This is a genomic window from Autumnicola patrickiae (assembly GCF_031846525.1).
Taxonomy (GTDB): Bacteria; Bacteroidota; Bacteroidia; order Flavobacteriales; family Flavobacteriaceae; genus Autumnicola; species Autumnicola patrickiae.
The window spans coordinates 1-21389 of record NZ_JAVRHM010000035.1 but is presented as its reverse complement, the minus strand read 5'-3'; the positions used below and the strand labels follow the sequence as shown (position 1 = coordinate 21389).

The 21389-nt window shown below is 38.4% G+C and carries 21 protein-coding genes; 12 read left to right on the top strand and 9 right to left on the bottom strand.

Annotation, left to right across the window (positions count from 1 at the left end):
- Positions 1–10 precede the first annotated feature (10 nt).
- The 3 genes from rpsA to lon form a co-directional block, all read right to left on the bottom strand.
- Entirely contained in the window at positions 11–1864 is a 1854-nt protein-coding gene (gene rpsA / locus RM549_RS18545; RefSeq protein ID WP_311687526.1) for a 30S ribosomal protein S1, read from the bottom strand.
- A 229-nt stretch (positions 1865–2093) separates the two neighbouring features.
- Entirely contained in the window at positions 2094–2792 is a 699-nt protein-coding gene (cmk, locus tag RM549_RS18540; protein WP_311687525.1) for a (d)CMP kinase, read from the bottom strand.
- A gap of 132 nt (positions 2793–2924) precedes the next feature.
- Positions 2925–5375 carry an endopeptidase La gene (gene lon, locus RM549_RS18535; protein ID WP_311687523.1) on the bottom strand — a complete coding sequence of 817 codons (2451 nt, stop codon included), beginning with the start codon at positions 5373–5375 and terminating at the stop codon, positions 2925–2927.
- Between the two features lie 214 nt (positions 5376–5589).
- On the opposite strand from lon, the gene RM549_RS18530 reads away from it, so the two are divergent.
- Genes RM549_RS18530 through RM549_RS18515 form a run of 4 tightly spaced genes read left to right on the top strand, consistent with a single transcriptional unit; the run spans position 5590 to position 8525 of the window.
- Positions 5590–6150, top strand: a complete 561-nt coding sequence (locus tag RM549_RS18530) for an RNA polymerase sigma factor (protein WP_311687522.1) — start codon at positions 5590–5592, stop codon at positions 6148–6150.
- Positions 6140–6700 carry a DUF4179 domain-containing protein gene (locus tag RM549_RS18525; RefSeq protein ID WP_311687520.1) on the top strand — a complete coding sequence of 187 codons (561 nt, stop codon included), beginning with the start codon at positions 6140–6142 and terminating at the stop codon, positions 6698–6700. Before RM549_RS18530 ends, RM549_RS18525 begins: the two co-directional genes overlap by 11 nt.
- On the top strand, positions 6681–7766 hold the full coding sequence (locus RM549_RS18520; protein ID WP_311687518.1) for a DUF4097 family beta strand repeat-containing protein: 1086 nt from the start codon (positions 6681–6683) through the stop codon (positions 7764–7766). The genes RM549_RS18525 and RM549_RS18520 overlap by 20 nt, the downstream gene beginning before the upstream one ends.
- Before the next feature lie 27 nt (positions 7767–7793).
- Positions 7794–8525, top strand: a complete 732-nt coding sequence (locus tag RM549_RS18515; RefSeq protein WP_311687516.1) for a head GIN domain-containing protein — start codon at positions 7794–7796, stop codon at positions 8523–8525.
- Between the two features lie 198 nt (positions 8526–8723).
- Here the strand turns inward: RM549_RS18515 and RM549_RS18510 are convergent, their stop codons facing one another.
- Both RM549_RS18510 and RM549_RS18505 read right to left on the bottom strand, forming a co-directional pair.
- A complete protein-coding gene (locus tag RM549_RS18510; RefSeq protein ID WP_311687514.1) occupies positions 8724–10058 on the bottom strand; it encodes an MFS transporter in 1335 nt (444 codons plus the stop codon).
- 75 nt (positions 10059–10133) lie between these two features.
- Positions 10134–10958, bottom strand: a complete 825-nt coding sequence (locus tag RM549_RS18505; RefSeq protein ID WP_311687513.1) for a M48 family metallopeptidase — start codon at positions 10956–10958, stop codon at positions 10134–10136.
- A 169-nt stretch (positions 10959–11127) separates the two neighbouring features.
- Here RM549_RS18505 and RM549_RS18500 point away from each other — a divergent pair, with 169 nt between their 5' ends.
- The 6 genes from RM549_RS18500 (at position 11128) to lpdA (ending at position 15823) form a co-directional block, all read left to right on the top strand.
- Positions 11128–11997: an alpha/beta fold hydrolase gene (locus tag RM549_RS18500; RefSeq protein ID WP_311687512.1), complete on the top strand. Its 870-nt coding sequence runs from the start codon at positions 11128–11130 to the stop codon at positions 11995–11997.
- Between the two features lie 29 nt (positions 11998–12026).
- Positions 12027–12506, top strand: a complete 480-nt coding sequence (gene msrB, locus RM549_RS18495) for a peptide-methionine (R)-S-oxide reductase MsrB (RefSeq protein ID WP_311687511.1) — start codon at positions 12027–12029, stop codon at positions 12504–12506.
- A gap of 6 nt (positions 12507–12512) precedes the next feature.
- On the top strand, positions 12513–12905 hold the full coding sequence (gene msrB / locus RM549_RS18490; RefSeq protein ID WP_311687509.1) for a peptide-methionine (R)-S-oxide reductase MsrB: 393 nt from the start codon (positions 12513–12515) through the stop codon (positions 12903–12905).
- Positions 12906–12922: 17 nt separating this feature from the next.
- On the top strand, positions 12923–13465 hold the full coding sequence (locus RM549_RS18485; RefSeq protein WP_311687507.1) for a hypothetical protein: 543 nt from the start codon (positions 12923–12925) through the stop codon (positions 13463–13465).
- Between the two features lie 154 nt (positions 13466–13619).
- Positions 13620–14279, top strand: a complete 660-nt coding sequence (locus tag RM549_RS18480; RefSeq protein WP_311687505.1) for a collagen-like protein — start codon at positions 13620–13622, stop codon at positions 14277–14279.
- 152 nt (positions 14280–14431) lie between these two features.
- Positions 14432–15823 carry a dihydrolipoyl dehydrogenase gene (lpdA, locus tag RM549_RS18475; RefSeq protein ID WP_311687504.1) on the top strand — a complete coding sequence of 464 codons (1392 nt, stop codon included), beginning with the start codon at positions 14432–14434 and terminating at the stop codon, positions 15821–15823.
- A 541-nt stretch (positions 15824–16364) separates the two neighbouring features.
- On the opposite strand, the gene RM549_RS18470 is transcribed toward lpdA, so the two are convergent.
- The 4 genes from RM549_RS18470 to RM549_RS18455 form a co-directional block, all read right to left on the bottom strand.
- Positions 16365–17090, bottom strand: a complete 726-nt coding sequence (locus tag RM549_RS18470) for a Dph6-related ATP pyrophosphatase (protein WP_311687502.1) — start codon at positions 17088–17090, stop codon at positions 16365–16367.
- On the bottom strand, positions 17087–17512 hold the full coding sequence (aroQ, locus tag RM549_RS18465; RefSeq protein ID WP_311687500.1) for a type II 3-dehydroquinate dehydratase: 426 nt from the start codon (positions 17510–17512) through the stop codon (positions 17087–17089). The genes RM549_RS18470 and aroQ overlap by 4 nt, the downstream gene beginning before the upstream one ends.
- 99 nt (positions 17513–17611) lie before the next feature.
- On the bottom strand, positions 17612–18106 hold the full coding sequence (locus RM549_RS18460) for a hypothetical protein (RefSeq protein ID WP_311687498.1): 495 nt from the start codon (positions 18104–18106) through the stop codon (positions 17612–17614).
- Between the two features lie 329 nt (positions 18107–18435).
- Positions 18436–19059, bottom strand: a complete 624-nt coding sequence (locus RM549_RS18455; protein ID WP_311687496.1) for a porin family protein — start codon at positions 19057–19059, stop codon at positions 18436–18438.
- Between the two features lie 113 nt (positions 19060–19172).
- Between RM549_RS18455 and xerD the strand changes: the two genes are divergently transcribed.
- Entirely contained in the window at positions 19173–20069 is an 897-nt protein-coding gene (gene xerD, locus RM549_RS18450) for a site-specific tyrosine recombinase XerD (protein WP_311687494.1), read from the top strand.
- A gap of 318 nt (positions 20070–20387) precedes the next feature.
- Positions 20388–21335, top strand: coding sequence for an aldo/keto reductase (locus RM549_RS18445; RefSeq protein ID WP_311687492.1), 948 nt, complete (start codon positions 20388–20390; stop codon positions 21333–21335).
- Positions 21336–21389: the final 54 nt, after the last annotated feature.

The window sequence follows — 21389 nt, the reverse complement described above, 5'->3', positions numbered from 1 at the left end:
AACTTCAGGATTATTTTCCTTCCATTCTGTCTTTCAATGCCTGAAGATCTGCATTAACATCACCAATGGTGGTGTTGGAACTGTTTTGCGCGGTAGCTTTCTTGGCAGCCTGCTTAACGATCTTCTGCTCTTCCTCTCTGTGAACAGCAGCGTGAGACGCTACCACTCTCTTAAATTCTTTATTGAATTCAATGATCTGGAATTCTGCAGATTCGCCTTTCTTCAGTTTGTTTCCGTCTTCTTTTTCAAGATGTCTCTGTGGAACAAATGCGGTAATATCTTCATTAAAGTCGATAGTAGCACCTTTGTCTACGATTTCAGAAATTTCAGCAGTATGAGTAGTTCCTACAGCGAACTCTTCTTCGTATTTATCCCATGGATTGCTCTCCATTTGTTTGTGACCTAAACTTAATTTACGTCCGTCAACATCAAGTTCCAATACAACCACCTCCAAAGTATCACCTACGTTAGTGAATTCTGATGGATGTTTGATTTTCTTGGTCCATGAAAGATCAGAGATATAAATAAGTCCGTCGATTCCTTCTTCAAGTTCTACGAATACTCCAAAGTTGGTGAAGTTACGTACGATACCAGAATGTTTTGAACCTACAGGATATTTAGAAGTAATATCTGTCCATGGGTCTGGAGTCAATTGCTTGATACCAAGGGACATTTTACGGTCTTCTCTGTCTAAAGTAAGGATTTGAGCTTCAACCTCATCTCCAACATTTACGAAATCCTGAGCAGATCGTAAGTGAGTACTCCAAGACATTTCAGAAACGTGGATAAGTCCTTCAACACCTTCAGCAACTTCGATAAATGCACCGTAATCTGCGATTACAACTACTTTACCTTTTACTTTATCTCCAACTTTAAGCTCATTGTCAAGCGCTTCCCAAGGATGCTGACTCAACTGCTTAAGACCTAACTGGATTCTTGTTTTAGCTTCATCAAAGTCAAGAATTACCACATTAAGTTTCTGGTCTAGCTCTACAATCTCGTTTGGATGGTTGATTCTTGACCAGCTAAGATCTGTGATATGTACAAGTCCGTCAACACCTCCAAGGTCAACAAATACTCCGTAAGAAGTGATGTTTTTAACTGTACCTTCAAGTACCTGACCTTTTTCAAGCTGACCGATGATTTCTTTCTTCTGCTCTTCAATATCGGCTTCGATAAGCGCTTTATGAGAAACGACAACGTTTTTAAATTCGTGGTTGATTTTTACAACCTTAAATTCCATTGTTTTACCTACATAAGCATCGTAGTCACGAATTGGTTTAACGTCTATCTGAGATCCTGGCAAGAACGCCTCGATTCCAAATACGTCTACAATCATACCACCTTTGGTACGACATTTTACGAATCCGTTAACGATAAGACCTTCGTCATGTGCTTTATTCACACGCTCCCAAGCCTTAATTACACGAGCTTTACGGTGAGACAGGATCAATTGTCCTGTAGCGTCTTCACGAATGTCAATTAATACCTCTACAGTATCCCCTTCTTTAAGATCTGGGTTGTAACGGAATTCGTTTAAAGAAATAACTCCTTCACTTTTCGCGTTGATATCAATAATCGCGTCACGATCTGTAATGTTAATTACAGTTCCCGTAACAACCTCATCATTTAATGTATCTACGAAATTTTCTGCTACCAGTTTTTCAAACTCTTCCAGCTTTTGGTCATCAATCGGGTCGATTCCCTCTTCATAATTGTGCCAGTTGAATTCTTTAAGGAATTGCTCAGGATTTTGTTGTTGAGCAACAGGTTCTGGTTGTGAATCTGTAGCCATTCCAGCTACTTCCTGAACTTCAGGTGCAGTAGTTTCCTGAGATTCTTGTTTGTTTGTTTCTTCAGCCATTGCTGATAATAATATTTGTATCCTGTGTTTCTTCGGAAGAAATTCTGCAATTAAAAACACAGAAGTGATTTTAGTATTTGATTTTCAGCCCTTTTTGTTCTTCCGGATAATTGCCAAAAAGGAGTGCAAAAATACAATTAATATTTGAATATTTCAATTATCCTGAAGAAGAAATCTTTATGTAAAATCTTCAACTAAAAACCTGATCTTCTGTAAATAAGAATTCTATTTAAGCTTTTTCAGCTATTTTATCTTTGGCCAGTTTTACAACTTTTTCAAATTGCTCTTCCAGCGTTAAATTTGAATTATCAATTTCAATGGCATCTTCGGCCTTTATAAGCGGGGAATCCTCTCTTGTAGTATCGAGAAAATCCCGCTCCTTAACGTTTTCCAGCACCTCCTGAAATTCCACTTTGGTACCACGGTCACGCAATTCCTTATAACGTCGTTCTGCCCTGGTTTGTGTAGAGGCTGTCATGAAAAGTTTTAAATCTGCATCAGGAAATACAACAGTTCCAATATCACGGCCGTCCATTACAACACCTTTATCCTTACCCATTTCCTGTTGTTGTTTTACCAGCATCTCCCTTATTTCTGAAACAGTTGCAACTTTACTCACATTGCGGGAAACTTCCATTTGCCGTATTTCCTTTTCTACATTCTCCTTGTTTAAAAAAATCTCCCCATGCCCAAGTTCTTCATCAAAAACAAATTTTAAGGAAATAAATGGAAGGTGACGTAGAATAGCTTCAACATCAAAATTAGTTTCGGTGACAAAAAGATTTCGCATAACGTATAACGTAACTGCACGATACATTGCTCCAGTATCTACGTATACATATCCCAATTCCTTTGCCAGTTGCTTTGCTACGGTACTTTTTCCTGTAGAAGAAAATCCGTCGATAGCTATAGTAATCTTTTTATCCATTAAAATCTTTTAAAGTGCGAAAACTGTAAAATTAAGCATTAGATTTTGTAACTCCCTAATTTACCATTAAGGAAAAAGCCCCCAATAAGGTACTTACTTTTTGGAGGCTTTTTACTAATAAGAGGTTAATATCTACAATTTCTTGGCGTTTGTGACTTTCTGCTTTGTGATTGCAATATCAATTACTTCACTCATATCACGTATATAATGAAATTTTAGACCTTTAAGATAATCATCTTTAATTTCCTTTATATCACGCTCATTTTCTTCACAAAGAATAATTTCTTTTATTCTGGCTCTCTTTGCAGCAAGTATCTTTTCTTTTATTCCGCCAACCGGTAAAACCTTACCACGCAGAGTGATTTCCCCTGTCATCGCAATACTTTTCTTTACTTTCTTTTGAGTAAACAGTGAAACCAAAGAGGTTAACATTGTAATTCCCGCACTTGGACCATCCTTTGGAGTTGCTCCTTCCGGCACATGGATATGTACATTATATTGATCAAAAATAGACGGAATTATCCCCAGTTGTTCAGCATTGGATTTAATATATTCCATTGCAATGGTAGCTGATTCCTTCATGACTTTCCCCAGATTTCCGGTAATATTCAGGTTCCCTTTTCCTTTGGAAAGTATAGATTCTATAAAAAGAATATCCCCGCCAACTTGCGTCCAGGCAAGACCGGTTACCACTCCGGCTACATCATTGTTTTCATACTTATCCCGCTGCATCTTTGGACTCCCGAGCACTTCAATAATATCTTCATCTGTTACTTTGATGTTGTACTCTTCTTCCATCGCGATACTCTTGGCGCCATGGCGAACCACTTTAGCAATTTGCTTCTCCAGACCACGTACTCCTGATTCCCTTGTATAGCCTTCCACAATTTTCTCCAGCTGGGATTTGCCAATTTTGATATGATCCTTGGTCATCCCGTGCTCTTCCAGCTGCTTGGGCAACAAATGTCTTTTTCCAATTTCAACCTTCTCCTCTATCGTATAACCGGTAACGTTAATAATTTCCATACGGTCACGCAGGGCAGGCTGAATCGTATTCAAGGTATTGGATGTTGCAATAAACATCACCTTGGAAAGATCGTAGCCCATTTCAAGGAAATTATCGTGGAACTCACTATTTTGTTCAGGATCAAGCACTTCTAATAATGCTGAAGAAGGATCTCCGGAATTACCGATACTCAACTTATCAATTTCGTCAAGAACAAAAACAGGATTGCTGGTTCCGGCTTTTTTCAGGCTCTGAATAATCCTTCCCGGCATGGCGCCTATATAGGTTTTACGATGTCCTCTTATTTCTGCTTCATCGCGCAGTCCCCCAAGGGAAATTCGCACGTACTCCCGGCCTAAAGCCTCTGCGACAGACTTACCAAGAGAGGTTTTACCCACTCCGGGAGGTCCGTAAAGACAGAGAATGGGTGACTTCATATCATTTCTCAGTTTCAGCACCGCCAGGTATTCAATAATCCTGCGTTTTACATCATCAAGGCCATAGTGATCACGGTCCAAAATTTTCTTTGCCCTTTTAAGGTCAAATTTATCTTTACTGAATTCGTTCCAAGGTAAATTCAGGTATAAATCCAGGTAATTTCTTTGGATGGAATATTCCGCAACCTGCGGATTCATGCGTTGCATCTTCGAAAGTTCCTTTTCAAAATGGGACTGGATATTCTCATCCCATTTTTTCTTTTTGGCCCGCATTCGCATTTCTTCAATTTCATCTTCATGTGAAACTCCACCCAGTTCTTCCTGGATGGTTTTCATTTGCTGATGAAGAAAGTACTCGCGCTGTTGCTGGCTCATATCGCTCTGCACCTTAGACTGAATGTCATTCTTAAGCTCAAGTTTCTGAAACTCCACATTCATATATCTTAAGGTAGACAAAGCCCGGTCCTTAAGATCATTGGTTTCCAGAAGTTTCTGCTTCTCCTCTACAGTTAGATTCATATTAGCAGAAACAAAATTGATTAGAAAAGAAGAGCTTTCAATATTTTTAATAGCGAAAGAAGCTTCAGAAGGAATGTTTGGGCTTCCTTTTACAATCTGCAAAGCCAGTTCTTTAATAGATTCTGTAATAGCTGAAAATTCTTCATTATCTACCGCAGGCCGTGCTTCCGGCACCTCTTCTATATTTGCAGTAAGATATGGGCTTTCGCTAACTATTTCAGAAATTTTAAACCGTTTTTTACCCTGGATAATTACAGTGGTATTCCCATCGGGCATTTTTAGAACGCGAAGGATCCTTGCTACAACACCAATCTGGTTAATATCTTTTACAGAAGGATTTTCGACTTCTTCATCCTTTTGAGATACTACCCCAATAATTTTACTTCCGTTATTTGCTTCATTAATTAATTTAATAGAAGCGTCTCTTCCAGCAGTAATAGGTATCACTACACCGGGAAATAACACAGTATTTCTTAGAGGTAAAATGGGCAATGTTTCAGGAAGATCTTCCCTGTTTATTTCTTCTTCATCTTCAGGAGTCATTAGCGGTATTAATTCTGCATCTTCATCTATACCCTGCAATGACAAACTGTCAAGATTAGTAAATTTTGTATTAGCCATATTTTATTTTAGGTCAAACTGTCACTACAGTTTGTAATTTGTACTAAGGTTCAATTTTGTCCCAGCCCTTTATTCACAAGAGGTTCGATGTAGGGACCTCAATTCCTATTCACTATTTCAATTCCTGTGCCATGCTTTTCTTGAAATTAATTTTACCAAAAGTGTAACAAAATGGAAACGGACCTATCTTTATAAGTAGATAACAAGAGTTTTTTTGACACCAACCATCACACATATCAATGATCTTGTTGCCGCATGCCGTAAGGGAGATCAGCGGGCACAAATGCAAATTTACGATCGCTATTATAAAGCGATGTATAACACAGCTTTGCGCATAGTCAAACATTCTGCTGAAGCGGAAGATATCATGCAGGAGGCTTTTTTAAATGCTTTTACCAAAATTGAAAGTTTTAAGGGAGAATCCACTTTTGGATCCTGGTTAAAGAGAATTGTGGTAAACAAATGTGTAAACGTTTATAACAAAAAATTAAAATATGAAGAAATAAGCTATAATGATGAATTGAAAAACGAAATAGATGATTCAGAAGGCTATATAATTAACGAAGAGAATATCAATGAAAAAGTGAAGATGCTATTGTCTAAACTGAATTTGTTAAAGGAAAATTACAGAATGTGTTTAACCCTACATCTAATTGAAGGCTACGATTATGATGAAATTTGTGAAATTATGGATATAAGTTATGCCAACTGCAGAACCACAATTTCCAGAGCAAAAGAAAGCCTTCGTAAAAAATTACTGAACCATGAAGAATGATAATATAGATGAGCTGTTCAAAGACCTCAACTTTGACAATTCTGAGCCTGAAAAGGGACATAGGGATCGGTTTTCCCAAAAGCTTCAGGATAAAAATCCTTCAGCAAAGAAAAGGATCAGAGGCAGAAGCTTATGGGCGCCTTTTACAGGAATCGCTGCAGGTCTTGCACTGCTGGTTTTTTTAGGCGGGACATTATTTAATTCCGAAGCCATGGAAAAATCCGGGGATCTCGCAAGTGTTTCTCCGGAAATGAAGCAAACCCAGGAATTCTATACATCTCTTATTGAAAGTGAATTAAAGGAAATCCAGGAAGAGAAATCCCCTGAAACCGAAGCAATAGTAAAAGATGCGCTTAAACAAATGGAAAAGCTCGACACAGAATATGCAAAACTAAAAAAAGATCTTCTGAAGAGCGGAAAAGATAACCGGGTGATTTACGCCATGATTAACAATTTTCAGCAACGTATAGATCTACTTAATACCGTATTGACCCAAATAGAAGAAATTAAACAATTAAAAAATCAGAATCATGAAAACAACATTATATAAATTGCTGCTATTGGTCGTTCTGGTGCCCTCCATTAGTTTTTGCAACGATTTAAATGGCAAACATACCAAAAGCAAGAAAATTTCTAAAGAATTCAAAGTTTCGGCGACCTCAGATCTTGTTGTAAATAACAGCTACGGAAATATCGATATTTCTACCTGGAACGAGAACCGTGTAGTAATCGAAGTTTTTATAAAAACCAACGGAAACGATGAAGAAACAGTCAGAAGAAAGCTGGATGATATAAATATTGAATTTAGCCAGAATTCTTCGGGAGTATTTGCAAAAACGCACTTTTCGAGGGAGGATAGATCCTGGTGGGACCAGCTTTTTAGCAGCAGTAATAATGTGAACATGGAAGTTAATTACATAATAAAAGCCCCCGAAAGAAATAATGTGGATCTCAATAACGACTACGGCGGGATTTATATTGATCGGCTTCTGGGCAATTCAAAGATCTCCTGTGACTACGGAAAGATCGATATTGGTGAATTAAGAGGCAACTCCAATTATCTCAATTTTGATTATACCAGGAACAGCCATATCGGCTACGTGAAAAATGCTGAGATCAACGCAGATTATTCAGATTATATAATTGAAGAAGCCGAAAGGCTTGATATTAATGCAGATTATACGAACTCACGAATTTTGAAGGTTGAAGACGCTACATTTAACTGTGATTACGGTAGCATTAACATCGAGAAAGCAAGAAGACTTTCCGGAAACGGAGATTACCTGAGCACTAAAATCGGCAGGGTATTTACTTCTTTGGTGCTTAATCTTGATTACGGTTCTGCTTCCATCGAAAAACTTGTAAAAGGTACAAGAGAAGTAGAAATTGATGCAGATTACACCGGAATTAAAATTGGCTATGATGCCGCACAAGCTTTCGATTTCAATATTAAAACCTCATATGGCGGTGTGAAAGGTATCGACGACTTTGAAGTAAACAAAAGAAACGATTCTGGTACGAGTAAAAGTTTCCAGGGTTATCATCTAACCAAGAATAGCGGAAATACTGTAACTATTACTACAAGTTACGGCAGTGTTTCCTTTAACAGACAATAATTAACCATCAATTAAAACCATCAAATTATGAAAAATGTAATTCTACTTGTAACAGTTTTTATTTTAAGCATCACCTCTGCCAATGCCCAGTGGTGGGGAAATGAAAAAGTTAAAGGAAACGGAAAAGTTGTTACCGATAACCGTTCTACATCAGATTATGACGAAGTGCAACTGGAGGGTTTTATGAGTGTAGAACTTATAGCGGGAACCGAAGGTCAAATAAAAGTAGAAGCCGAAAGTAACCTTCAGGAATATATCCTTACTGAAGTCTCTGGCAGAAAACTTAAAATTTCAGTTGAAAAAGGAGTCCAGTTAGATCCTTCCAGAAATCATGATATTAAAATTACAGTTCCTTTTAAGGACCTGGAGGGAGTTTCATTAACAGGTTCCGGAGATATCCGTACCCGCGATAGGATAAAAACCTCAAACTTTGAAGCAAATCTAACAGGATCGGGAGATTTACAACTTGAGCTGGACGCCAATAATTTAGATGGAGCAATTACGGGCTCTGGTGATGTCACTTTTAGAGGCACTGCTAATAATTTTAAGTGCAGGGTTACCGGCTCGGGAGATTTTGAAGCTTACGATCTTAAGGCTAAATTCGTAGAAGCACATATATCCGGTTCGGGGGATATTATGGTTTATGCTTCAGAAAAATTAACAGCAAGAGTAACAGGCTCCGGAGATATTTCTTATAGAGGAAATCCTGAAAAAGAAGATTTTAAAACTTCAGGATCTGGAAGTGTATCTTCTTATTAGAGATCGATAATTGCCAAATTTGAAGCCTCGCTTTAAACAGCGGGGTTTTCTTTTGCACGGTTTAAAACATATCTTTTAGCTTCTCCGGATTTTGGCTGGCATCAGTTCATTGCGAGCGGAGTGAAACGGAGCGCGGCAATCTAAAGTTCGAAGTTCAGACGCAATTAAAATCAAATTAAGCTGAGATTTACACGTTGATCAAATCTTTCTCTCTCCCACACTTTTCTGCGGAACACGTAGGAGTAGAAAAACCCCTGCTATAAAGAAAATTACCAGAAAAAGTATAGAATTGCGAACACTTCCGGTGATCTGGGCGACTATTCCGTATAAAAACATACCTATTACAATACCAATTTTTTCAGAAACATCATAAAAACTGAAATAACTTGCCGTATCAATAGCATTTTCCGGTAGCATCTTGGAATAGGTAGACCTTGACAGCGACTGAATTCCACCCATAACCAGCCCAACTGAAGCAGCAGCAAAATAAAACTGGATTGGAGTGACGATATAATATGCATAGCCACAAATTGCAATCCAGATAAGGTTAATATAAATAAGCGTTTTGATATTGCCAATTTTTAATGCCAATCTCGAGGTGAGCATTGCCCCGGCCACCGCCACCAATTGTATAAGTAAAATACTTACGATCAATCCCGTGGTTGCATCCTGTTCTCCCCAATCCAACTCCTCAATACCAAAATAAGTAGCAATAAGCATAATGGTTTGAACGGCCATGCTGTAGACAAAGAAAGCAATTAAGTAACGGTATAACTGGACGTTTTCCTTCAGCGAAACCCAGATCTTTCTTAGTTCTTTAAAACCGTTAAAAAGAACATTTCGGGTTAAACGCGCCTTCTTATTTCCCTTCGGCAGATAACGATAGGTGTACTGACTGAACCCAATCCACCAGACTCCGGTGAGCACAAAAGATAGTCGTGTGGGCAAACCTTCATTTTCAAATCCAAACCAGTCGTATTTCAGGATCATAACCAGGCACAAAATCAGCAAAATAACACTTCCAATATATCCCATAGAAAATCCCTTAGCACTGGCTTTATCTTGCTGATTGGGAAAAGCGATGTCCGGTAGATAAGCATTGTAAAAAACAAGGCTCGACCAAAATCCTATAAGCGCCAGAAAATAACAAAGGAGTCCGAACCACAAAAATTCCAGCTGAAACCAAAACAACCCAATACAGGAAACAGCGCCCAGGTAGCAAAAGAACTTCAGAAAATTCTTCTTATTCCCAACATAATCTGCAATTCCGGATAAAAATGGGCTAAGCACCGAAACTACCAGAAAAGCTGCTGCAGTTACATAGCTTATAAGGCTGTCATTATTAAAATTGATTCCGAGAAAAGGAACAGTATCATCAATAATTTGTCCGTCCGAATTTCTAACTATAGTAAGCGCACCATAAAAAATAGGGAAAATTGCCGAAGATATTACAAGCGGATAAACCGAGTTTGCCCAATCATAAAAAGCCCATGCATTAATGAGCTTTTTGTTTCCCTTTGGAAGTTGTTTCATAGGTCTAAAAATATAAAAAGCTGCCAAAAAAGGCAGCTTTTCAATATCAATTCTCAATTAATTTTTAAAGTATTCTTACCTAAAACTGGTAACTCCGTACTTTTTAGCTTCAGCCTTAGCTTCAGGAGCCCATTGCGTCAGATTATTTATTCTTGTTTGATTAGAAGGGTGCGTACTTAAAAATTCTGGTGGTGCTTCCCCACTACTTTGAGCAGCCATCCTTTTCCATAATTCCGCCGCTTCATCAGGATCATATCCTGCAATAGCCATTAAAGTTAAGCCAATCCTGTCTGCCTCAGCCTCGTGGCTTCTGCTAAAAGGGAGCATTCCTCCTACCTGGCTACCTAAACCATAAGCCTGGGCTATAATTTGTTGTGTAGCCTGGCTTTGTCCTCCTGCAGCAACACCCACTACAGCCCCTCCAACTTGCTGAAGCTGGGCTGCACTCATTCTTTGTGCTCCATGATCTGCCAGGGCATGGGCAATTTCGTGTGCCATAACTGTCGCAAGACCGGTACGGGTTTCAGCAACATCAAGAATACCGGTATAAATTACTACTTTGCCTCCAGGCATGGCAAAAGCATTCACCTGGTCATCATTCACCAGTTGAACTTCCCACTCAAATCCCTGCATAAAGCCCTGGTACCCGTTAGCATTAAGATACCTTTCTGCAGCAGTAATTATTTCCTGTCCCACCTGTTTTACCATTTTGGACTCGTCTGTTCCTGTTACCACATTCGCTTCTGAAAGAAACTGATTGTATTGCTCGAAAGAAGCCGGGAATAACTGGTCGTTAGAGACAAAATTCAGGTTCTTTTCTCCCGTAAAAGGATTTGTTTTACAAGCCACTACCATCAGCAGCATTGCACTAATCATTATCACTGTTTTTTTAAGACTCATAATATGTTGGTTTATGGATTAAAATTACAAAAGCACCTGTTCTTCCTGAAGCGTTTAAGTAGGATTTAACAAATACAGCAACCAATTATGGTACCAATTTTTATTAGAACTGCTAATTATAAATTTGAAAAAGTAAATAATAGTTAACTTGCCGGTCTATTTTTGCAATATGAAAAAGAAAAACAAAGAAAATATTCCTGTACAGCGTCTTCTAATCCCGGGATATATTCTGGGGGTAAACCAGGTATTAACCAAAGTTTCCCCATACCTGGCCAGTAGGTTTGCCGCGAAGCTTTTTGTGACTCCGTTTAAGTACAAACTACCGGAAAGGGAAAAAGCAATGGATAGCCGGGCTACCCAGAAACGAGTCGCAATTCCGGAAACCGACAGGGAAATTGTTACTTATGAGTATGGGGACTCACCAAGAAAAATTTTACTGGTACATGGCTGGAGCGGCCGGGGAACACAACTTAGTAAAATAGCTGAAGCTTTACTGGAGAAAGGATACAGTACCATAAGCTTTGACGCCCCGGCACATGGTAAAGCCCCAGGCAAAACAAGCATGATGCCCTATTTTATAGAAGCTATCCATTATCTTAATAAATCCCACGGTCCTTTTGAAGCAATTATTGGTCATTCTCTTGGGGGAATGTCTACTTTAAAAGCAGTAAGCGAAGGAGTAAATACGAAAAAACTTGTGCTCCTGGGTACTGCTAACAGTATCACTCATATTACCAAAGAATTTGCCAGGAATATGAAGATGAACGAAAAGGTAGCCGGCAAAATGAAAGCCTATCTGGACAAAAAATTTGATGAGGATATGGATGCATATTCTGGAGCTGTTTCTGCTGAAGGTATAGCAACTCCCACTTTAATAGTGCATGATAAAAATGATGTAGATGTAAACATCAGTTCTGCTTATGAAATAGACAAAGCACTTAAAAATAGTCAACTACATATTACTGAAGGTCTTGGACATCGTCGAATTTTAGGTAATCCAGACGTTATTAACAAAATAGCAACATTCATCGCGGTATGATCTTTGTACTTTTAGAATTAAAAAAAAGCATGAAAAAGTTAATACTCGCTTTACTTGCCGTGGTGGCCATCAGCTGCGATGGTAATGCACAGAAAGAAAAATCTTCAGAAAAATTTGAGGTGACAAAATCTGAAGAGCAATGGAAACAGGAACTTACCAATGCAGAATTTCAGGTACTGCGTAAGGCATCTACCGAAAGACCATTTTCCAGTGATTTAAACGATATAAAAGAACCCGGAACTTTTGTATGTGCAGCCTGTGGCAATGATTTGTATGAAACAGAACACAAATTTATGAGCGGTACCGGATGGCCAAGTTTTGACCGTGCAATTGAAGGTGGAGTGGCTTATGGTAGGGATTCTAAATTAGGATATAGCCGCGATGAAGTGCACTGTGCAAAATGCGGCGGGCATTTAGGACATGTTTTTAACGATGGTCCCCGTGAAACTACGGGAAAAAGACACTGCATTAATGGAATTGCAATGGACTTTGAACCAGCAAAAAAATAAAAAACTATGAAAAAGTACACTATAGAGAAATCTGAGGAAGAATGGAGAAAACAACTTTCTGACGAGCAATACCGTGTTCTTCGGAAAAAAGGAACCGAAGCTCCTCATACAGGCAAATACAACCTTCATTTTGAAGAAGGGGAATATAAATGTGCTGCCTGTAATACTAAGTTATTTGAGAGCGACGCAAAATTCGAAAGTGGCTGCGGATGGCCAAGCTTTGATGAGGCCATAGAAGGAAAAGTAGAATACGTTCAGGATAAGACTTTTGGAATGATTCGTACGGAAATTTTATGTGCTACCTGCGGAAGTCATTTAGGTCATGTATTTGACGATGGTCCTACGGAGACAGGACAAAGATACTGCGTGAATTCAGCAAGTATAGAATTCAAGAAATAATTTAAAAAGACAACATTATGAAAAATATTTTAGCCATTATATGCTTTATCAGCTTTGCTGTAACTTCCTGTTCTACTGAAGGTCCTCAAGGCCCACGTGGCCCACAAGGTCTTGCAGGTGAAGATGGCCTGGATGGTTTGGGCTATACTTTTGAAGAAACAGTGAACTTTGAATATTTTGAAGATGCCAACCAGTATTCTGTAGTTATAGATATTCCGGAAGAGGTAGCAACCATAAATCCTGATGCAGATGCTGTATTTGTTTACAGGCTCGAAATTGTTGAAGGTCAGGATGGAAATGATTTGGATGGCTGGAGTTTAATTCCGCAGAACTTCTTTTTAGAGGAAGGGACTATTCAATATGTCTACAACCATACCGTTGGAGACGTTGAAATTATTATTGATGGAAATTACGATTTAAGCAATTTAGATTCTGGCTTTACTCAAGGACAGACGTTTAGAATTATCGTAGTACCTTCAGATACTTTTACCACTTCAGGAGTAGATCCTGAAAATATGGAGGCTGTTTTAAAAGCTATGGATATCAAGAAAAAAAAGTAAATTAATCTGATATATCTTATCAGATAAGTTATAAAAGCTTACCCAGTGGGCAGGCTTTTTTTTGTGAAAATTATTTACATAGCAAAGAAAACTGCTCCACCTTTTCGGGTAATTTCATATCTTCACTAAACCAAATAAATAACCAAAACTAATTATGAAAAGAATTTTTACACTACTTTTTATCTCCGCTTTTCTATTCACAGCATGTTCAGATGATGGAGAAATGGGTCCTGAAGGACCACAAGGTGAACAGGGACCTCCAGGGCCTGAAGGACCCCAGGGGCCACAGGGTGAACCTGGTCCTGCAGGTGGACCTGAGGGACCACAAGGGCCGCAGGGGGAACCTGGCGAATCAATTACCGGCACTGTGCTGGATTTGGAAGTATCTAACTTTACTGATGATAATGACTATACACTCTTCCTGGATTTTGAAACGGAGGGAATCGATGTTGAAGAAGATGATGTCGTATTTGTTTATATGGCCGTTGGCCAGTATGACGATTCTGATGGAATACCTTACTACGTTTGGCGCCAGCTTCCGCAGATATATTACACAGATGATGGAGAGCAAATTCAGTACAATTTTGACTACACATTCTTTGACGTCACTATCTTTATAGACAGCAGTATCCCTTATGAAGATTTTGACACCATAGACGCTACCTATACCGATAACCAGTTATTCAGAGTTGTAATCGTTCCTGCGACTTTTGCTGAAGCGCAAGGTGTGGATATCTCAGATTACAATGCAGTCATGGACAAGCTGAATTTTGATTCTTCAAAAATCAGAACGGTTTCCCCAGGCAGCAAATAATATTATATGTCTTTTTCAAAAAAAGCTTATCCTTCCCGATAAGCTTTTTTTAATTCCGTTTATTTCAAATAATGCCAAAGCATAATGCTTTCAGTTTAGGCTATAATTCCTTAAATTCGCTACTTCTATAACCGATTAAAATTATTCCGAATATGAGTAAATACGATGTCATAGTGCTAGGTAGTGGCCCAGGCGGTTACGTAACTGCAATTCGTGCTTCACAATTAGGTTTTAAAACTGCAATTGTAGAAAAAGAGAATCTTGGTGGTGTTTGTCTAAACTGGGGATGTATTCCCACTAAAGCCCTTCTTAAAAGTGCCGAAGTTTTTGACTACCTAAAGCATGCCGACGACTACGGATTAAAGGTAGAAAATCCAGATAAAGATTTTGGAGCTGTAATTAAAAGAAGCCGCGACGTTGCCAATGGAATGAGCAAAGGGGTGCAGTTTCTTATGAAAAAGAACAAAATTGATGTAATCGAAGGCTTCGGAAAACTGAAAGCGGGTAAAAAAGTTGCTGTTACAGATAGTAACAATAAAACCAAAGATTACGAAGCAAAAAATATCATAGTTGCAACAGGAGCCAGATCACGGGAATTGCCAAACCTTAAACAGGACGGCAAGAAAGTTATCGGTTACCGTGAAGCTATGACGCTTGAAAAACAACCTAAATCTATGATTGTGGTTGGTTCGGGAGCTATTGGAGTAGAATTTGCACATTTCTACAATTCCATGGGAACAGACGTTACTATTGTAGAATTCCTTCCTAATGTGGTTCCTCTTGAGGACGAAGAGGTTTCTAAACAATTCGAAAGAAGCATCAAGAAAGCCGGAATTAAAGTAATGACCAATTCTTCAGTAGAAAGTGTTGATACTTCCGGAAAAACTGTCAAGGCCAAAGTGAAAACCAAAAAAGGTGAAGAAACACTGGAAGCCGATATTGTGCTTTCTGCAGTGGGAATTAAAACCAATATAGAAAATATTGGACTTGAGGAACTGGGAATCAAGACTGAAAAAGATAAAATCATTGTTGATGATTTTTATAAAACCAACGTTTCCGGCATTTACGCTATTGGAGATGTAGTTCACGGTCCTGCCCTTGCACATGTTGCTTCTGCGGAAGGAATTCTTTGTGTGGAAAAAATTAAGGGAATGAAAGTAGAGCCTCTTGACTACGGAAATATCCCTGGTTGTACCTACGCTACTCCTGAAATTGCCTCGGTTGGAATGACTGAAAAGCAAGCTAAGGAAGCCGGTTACGAACTAAAGGTTGGAAAATTCCCATTTTCGGCATCAGGAAAAGCGAAAGCTGCCGGAAAATCTGATGGTTTTGTAAAAGTAATCTTCGATGCGAAATACGGAGAATGGCTGGGTTGCCATATGATTGGCGCCGGAGTTACAGATATGATTGCTGAAGCTGTCTTAGGCCGAAAACTAGAAACTACAGGTCACGAAGTGCTAAAAGCAGTGCACCCTCACCCAACAATGAGCGAAGCAGTAATGGAAGCTGTTGCCGCCGCTTATGATGAAGTAATTCATATCTAGACGGTAGACAAAAAATTTGAAAAATCCCGAAAAACTGAAATGGTTTTTCGGGATTTTTTGTTTGTGGTTTATCGTTTGTAGAATAAAGGCCGATAATTGCCATTTTAGAGGCACCTCCATAAGTCCCTTCTGAATAAAGAAATCATACGGAGAAGGTCAGTTGACTACGTCGGGTGTTTTTAGTTTGTAGCTTTTAATCCGAATTGAAGTTGGAAATAACCGGCCTATCGAAAGTTTATCGTGAAATTTGAGGTGAAGGCGCCGTAAAATTTTATGCTGTTTGAGCTGTAAAAAATTATGTGCTTAGCAGGAGTATGACAGCGAGTTCATAAAATTTAGGTGTCGAACGAAAAATTTAGATAAAGTTTCGTAAGCCTTGATTTTTTGTTTCTTTTTCATCTAAGGAAAAAGAAAAAAGGTTTTAAGAAGTTAAAGCCATGGGGAGGAGACAGGAGAAATAATGGCCGATAATTGCCATTTTTGAGGTACCGCTTAGAAGCACCCCTCCTTTTCAAGGAGGAGTGGCCGTAGGCCGCGGTGGTTATTTTGGAAGCAGGTCGCAGTACCAGAACTTCGAATCCCAGGTCTGGTCCTCGTCAGAAAAGCAGTTATCTTCCTTATTTTTTTTCGGGGAATAGGATTTTTCCACCTTCTCCCCTATTTCAAAAGCTATCGGATTTTGAAAAATAGGTCCGTCAAATACGAAGCTGTGAAATTCGCCATTTTCGCCACAAGGATCTACACCTTCAGGTAAATCGTCTAAAAAAGCCTGATCAATTATTCTTCCGCAGAAAGATTTATCGAGCACTTTAGCATTCACACAAACAACAATAGCTTTAAAATTCAGACTTAAAAACTTCTCAATTAATTCCGAAGAATCTTTTTTCCAAAGCGGGTAGACTCCCTTTAATCCTGCCCTTTTTAGCTGCTCTTCACGAAAATCCCTCAGGTTTTCGAGAAAAATATCCCCAAAAATGCTATAGTTAAAACCCTCCTGAAGCAGTAATTCTGTTGCCTTCTCCATTTTGGAATTATACTCCTCCATAGAGACAGCACCATTTAAAGCAATCACCTGAAGTGGCAACCCAATGCTCATTGCCTGCTGAAAAAGTAACTCATTCCGCAGTCCGTGCATCGAGACTCTGTCTACAGCGGTATTAATCGTCGTTACCAGCTTTTCTACGGAATATTCTTTTTGCTGCTGAAGTTTATACAGTGCTAAAGCTGAATCTTTACCGCTACTCCAGTTTAGGTAAGCTCTTTTCATTCTTCATCCTTAATAAAGCTGGTAATCGCCAGATCATAGCTTTTAAGTCCGAAGCCCAGGATAACCCCCTTTGCATTCGCCGCTATAAAAGATTTATGACGGAATTCCTCACGAGCATGAGTATTAGAGATGTGAACTTCTACCACCGGAGTTTCGATCGCTTTTACAGCATCGCCAATAGCCAAAGAAGTATGAGTATAAGCGGCCGCATTAAGTACAATACCATCAAATTTATGGTTTGCCTCATGCAACTGATTAATAATTTCACCCTCCATATTACTCTGAAAATAGGAAAGTTCTATCCTCCTAAACTTAAACTGCAGTTCTGTAAAGTAATCTTCAAAAGTTTTGTTTCCGTAAGTTTCCGGCTCGCGGGTTCCTAATAAATTGAGATTAGGACCATTGATAATAAGTATTTTCATACAGTAAATATATAGAAATATGAACATATCTTCTTAAGCGTGGAAAACGAAAAGCAAAAAAGCAGGATCTCTCCTGCTCTTTGAGAAAATATTTTAAATTTACAGTCCGAATTCCAGACCTATATTTAAAGTGGAAACCGTTGCCTCATCAATGCTGATTCCTGAATAGGAAGCGACAAGTCCAAGGTTACCAAGTGTAATTCCCACTTTTGGCCTGTAAAAAACTCCCCCATCATTCCCGTCGTTCACTCCAATTGCATATCCCAAATCTGCACCAATGAAGAAAAATGGCAGGTTCACACGTCCCGATGCAGCTATGGGTACAAACTGGAAATCATCTACTTCCCAGGAAATATCTCCTTCTTCTCCATCTTTTCCGAAGAAATGAGAATATCCTGCAAGGGCACCCACTTCTACGATATCTGCCAGGCTAAATAAATAAGTAATATCTGCACCGGCATTAAAATCGGAAATATCTTTAGCGTCTCCCATAGGAAGACCACCGTTAATTCCGAGCTTAATTTCTCCCTGGCTAAAGACTGAGCTTGATCCAAGCAAGACTAAAGCAATTGCTAATAAAAGAGAATTTTTCATTTTATAATAATTTAGTTGGTTTACTAATTAAATGTAGATAAATAAAGCACACATATCTGAATATTAACACATTACGGAAATTACACGCATACAATTCTGGAGAATTAAAAACTCCTTTAATCTCAGCGATAAAGTCTACACTTATGGCCGATTTTAAAAAAATATCCTCTGTGAAATTTTAAAATCTAATACTTCAAATAGGTCCCATTAACTAGAAAAAAATTCAGTGCAGGTATTTTTTATAAATTGAAAAAAAAAATTAAAGGTACTTTTTAGCATTAAAAAAAGCGGACAAATTGCCCGCTTTAAAGATCATTTATAATTGATTCTTAGAACATATATCCAACACCAGCCTGGAAAACAGAATTATGAACATCATAATCTTCAATTAAATCTGTAAATCCATAATTATACCGTCCCTGGATAAAAAAGCCGTTATTAAATTTGTACTCCAAACCGGCAACACCGCCAAACTCGAAATCTTTAACAGCGCTAACGTCTGAGACATCAGTATCTCCTCCATCCTGTAAAGGTGCACTGTCAATTTCCTCATTTACTTTAAAGTTAAAAGAAGGTCCGGCTTGTACACTAAGACCTTCCACAAGATAAATTTTTGCCAAAACAGGAACAGTAATATAATCGACTTGATATTCCACGTTATCATCAATGTCAAAAAGGTTGTCTTGTGCATCATCTACAAGATCAAAACCCTGTGCAGAATAAAGTACTTCCGGCTGAATGGAAAACTTATCGGCCAAAGGTATTTCTGCTAACAAACCTAAATGAAAACCTGTACGCATATCAGGATCCTCAAATCCTCGAATCCCATCACCGGTAAAGGTTGAGAAATTAACACCACCTTTAATTCCGAATTGTGCAAATTCCTGTGCATTTACTGCTGTAGTTGCAAGAAAAGCCATTGCAACCATTAAAATCCCTTTTTTAAATTTCATAATTTTCTTTTTAAAAGTTGAAGCAAATGTAAGATTCAGCTCGTTAATGAAATGTTTAAATAGGGCTAAAGTATTACTAAGAAAGCGGTCGAAATTGTTCTTATATTTAACGCATGAAATGGGAAAATGCGCTAAAAGATTATTGTCATTATTTAAGGATAGAAAGAGGGCTTTCGGCAAATTCTATCGAGAATTACAGTCTGGATATTTTAAAGCTTATCAAGTTTCTGGAAGCCAATAACATAAGAATTTCGCCCCTTCATATTTCTGAAGAAACCCTTCAGCAATTTGTATATGAAACTGCCAAAACTTTAAATGCACGATCACAGGCAAGGATAATTTCCGGTTTACGAGGATTTTTCAATTTTTTAATATTCGAAGATTACCGAAAAGACAATCCGTTGGATTTAGTAGAATCCCCAAAAATCGGAAGAAAACTACCCGAAACCATTTCTACAGAAGAAATTGATGAAATTATTGCAGCCATAGATCTTTCTAAAAATGAAGGTGAACGCAATCGGGCTATTATTGAAACTTTATACGGCTGCGGATTACGGGTTTCGGAATTGATCGATCTAAAAATCTCTGGTCTCTTCTTTGAAGAGGGTTTTATAAAAGTGACCGGAAAAGGCGACAAACAACGTTTTGTTCCTATTTCTGAATATACAAGGAAGTATATTAGTATCTACAGAAATGAGGTGCGGGTCCATCAGGAAGTTGAAAAATCATCATCAGATACATTATTTTTAAATCGAAGAGGAAAAAAACTCACCCGCGCAATGATTTTCACTATCGTAAGAAGGCTCGCAGAAAAAGCAGGGATCCACAAGAAAATTAGTCCGCATACTTTTAGACACTCCTTTGCAACGCACCTTTTGGAAAACGGAGCCGATTTAAGGGCTATTCAGCAAATGATGGGACACGAGAGCATCACTACCACAGAAATTTATATGCATGTAGACAGGAGTCATCTACGCCAGGTAATGGAAGAGTTTCACCCAAGGAGATAATTGTTAATTTGGAACTTTATGCTTAGAGTTGGAGTAAAACTTTCCTTCCGGCCGATAATTGCCCTTTACGGTACTCTCTTTAAAGCACAATAATTCACCAAAAACCAAAATTTTATTTCGTGGATTCGCTGGGCCACAGACCACAGGTCAATAATTGCAATTTTAAGGTTGCACCTTATCCCTCGCCTCATTTTCTAAAGAAGGGATGGCCGAAGGTCAGGATGGTCAGAATCTTCTTTTTATTAAACTTCTGCTAAACCACCTAAATTCCTCCGGAAAACCTGTGAAAATTGGTACTTTAAGAAAAAAACAAATACTATGAATAAATTGAAATTTAGAAATGGCGACGAAGTGGATGCCATCGGACTCGGTACCTGGAAATCTGAAAAAGGTAAAGTGGGCGAGGCTGTAAAAATAGCTCTAAATTCCGGTTACCGGCATATTGATTGTGCATCAACCTATGGCAACGAAGCAGAAGTTGGAGAAGCTTTTTCAGAAATATTTTCAGAACGAAAAGTAAAGCGGGAAGATGTGCATATCACCTCCAAATTGTGGAACAATGCGCATAAAAAGGAGGATGTTATTCCGGCGCTAAAGCAAAGTTTAAAAGATCTTCAGCTGGATTATCTTGATCTCTATCTTATCCATTGGCCGGTTGCTTTTAAACCAAGTGTCGCTGCCCCTAAAAGTGATGATGATTATCTTTCTTTGCAAGAAGCGCCAATTATTGAAACCTGGAATATGATGCTGGAAGCAAAAAAACAGGGACTGGTAAAGCATGTGGGTGTATCGAACTTCAGTATTAAAAAATTGAAAATCCTGATGGGTGAAACAGAAGAAGTTCCAGAAATGAACCAGGTAGAACTTCATCCTTATCTTCAGCAAAACGAACTGTTGAAATTTTGTAAAGAAAACCGAATTAATGTTACCGCTTTTTCACCACTTGGTAGCGGCGACAGACCAGATGGCATGAAGGCTGATAACGAACCTTCCTTACTTGAGAATGAAGTTATTACGAAAATTGCCAAAAAACATAATGCTTCTGCAGGCCAGATCCTGATTAAATGGAGTGAATATCGTGGTACAGGTGTAATTCCAAAAAGTACTAATGAAGGTAGAATAAAGGAAAACCTTGAAAGTGCAAATATTAAACTTGATGAAAATGACCTTAAAGAAATTGCAGATTTAGATCGGCATTTTAGATATGTAACAGGAGAATTCTTTGTTACTGAAGGAAATTCTTATGAAAACATTTACGATGATTAATTGTAGTTAATGTCTAGTCCTAAATAATCGATACAGATTATTAAAGGATTAAAT

What these genes read in the sequence shown, in the direction of transcription:
- rpsA (WP_311687526.1), bottom strand. Translation starts at nt 1,864, where the DNA reads ATGGCTGAAGAAACAAACAAACAAGAATCTCAGGAAACTACTGCACCT.
- cmk (WP_311687525.1), bottom strand. Translation starts at nt 2,792, where the DNA reads ATGGATAAAAAGATTACTATAGCTATCGACGGATTTTCTTCTACAGGA.
- lon (WP_311687523.1), bottom strand. Translation starts at nt 5,375, where the DNA reads ATGGCTAATACAAAATTTACTAATCTTGACAGTTTGTCATTGCAGGGT.
- RM549_RS18525 (WP_311687520.1), top strand. Translation starts at nt 6,140, where the DNA reads ATGAAGAATGATAATATAGATGAGCTGTTCAAAGACCTCAACTTTGAC.
- RM549_RS18520 (WP_311687518.1), top strand. Translation starts at nt 6,681, where the DNA reads ATGAAAACAACATTATATAAATTGCTGCTATTGGTCGTTCTGGTGCCC.
- RM549_RS18515 (WP_311687516.1), top strand. Translation starts at nt 7,794, where the DNA reads ATGAAAAATGTAATTCTACTTGTAACAGTTTTTATTTTAAGCATCACC.
- RM549_RS18510 (WP_311687514.1), bottom strand. Translation starts at nt 10,058, where the DNA reads ATGAAACAACTTCCAAAGGGAAACAAAAAGCTCATTAATGCATGGGCT.
- RM549_RS18505 (WP_311687513.1), bottom strand. Translation starts at nt 10,958, where the DNA reads ATGAGTCTTAAAAAAACAGTGATAATGATTAGTGCAATGCTGCTGATG.
- RM549_RS18500 (WP_311687512.1), top strand. Translation starts at nt 11,128, where the DNA reads ATGAAAAAGAAAAACAAAGAAAATATTCCTGTACAGCGTCTTCTAATC.
- msrB (WP_311687511.1), top strand. Translation starts at nt 12,027, where the DNA reads ATGAAAAAGTTAATACTCGCTTTACTTGCCGTGGTGGCCATCAGCTGC.
- msrB (WP_311687509.1), top strand. Translation starts at nt 12,513, where the DNA reads ATGAAAAAGTACACTATAGAGAAATCTGAGGAAGAATGGAGAAAACAA.
- RM549_RS18485 (WP_311687507.1), top strand. Translation starts at nt 12,923, where the DNA reads ATGAAAAATATTTTAGCCATTATATGCTTTATCAGCTTTGCTGTAACT.
- RM549_RS18480 (WP_311687505.1), top strand. Translation starts at nt 13,620, where the DNA reads ATGAAAAGAATTTTTACACTACTTTTTATCTCCGCTTTTCTATTCACA.
- lpdA (WP_311687504.1), top strand. Translation starts at nt 14,432, where the DNA reads ATGAGTAAATACGATGTCATAGTGCTAGGTAGTGGCCCAGGCGGTTAC.
- RM549_RS18470 (WP_311687502.1), bottom strand. Translation starts at nt 17,090, where the DNA reads ATGAAAAGAGCTTACCTAAACTGGAGTAGCGGTAAAGATTCAGCTTTA.
- aroQ (WP_311687500.1), bottom strand. Translation starts at nt 17,512, where the DNA reads ATGAAAATACTTATTATCAATGGTCCTAATCTCAATTTATTAGGAACC.
- RM549_RS18460 (WP_311687498.1), bottom strand. Translation starts at nt 18,106, where the DNA reads ATGAAAAATTCTCTTTTATTAGCAATTGCTTTAGTCTTGCTTGGATCA.
- RM549_RS18455 (WP_311687496.1), bottom strand. Translation starts at nt 19,059, where the DNA reads ATGAAATTTAAAAAAGGGATTTTAATGGTTGCAATGGCTTTTCTTGCA.
- xerD (WP_311687494.1), top strand. Translation starts at nt 19,173, where the DNA reads ATGAAATGGGAAAATGCGCTAAAAGATTATTGTCATTATTTAAGGATA.
- RM549_RS18445 (WP_311687492.1), top strand. Translation starts at nt 20,388, where the DNA reads ATGAATAAATTGAAATTTAGAAATGGCGACGAAGTGGATGCCATCGGA.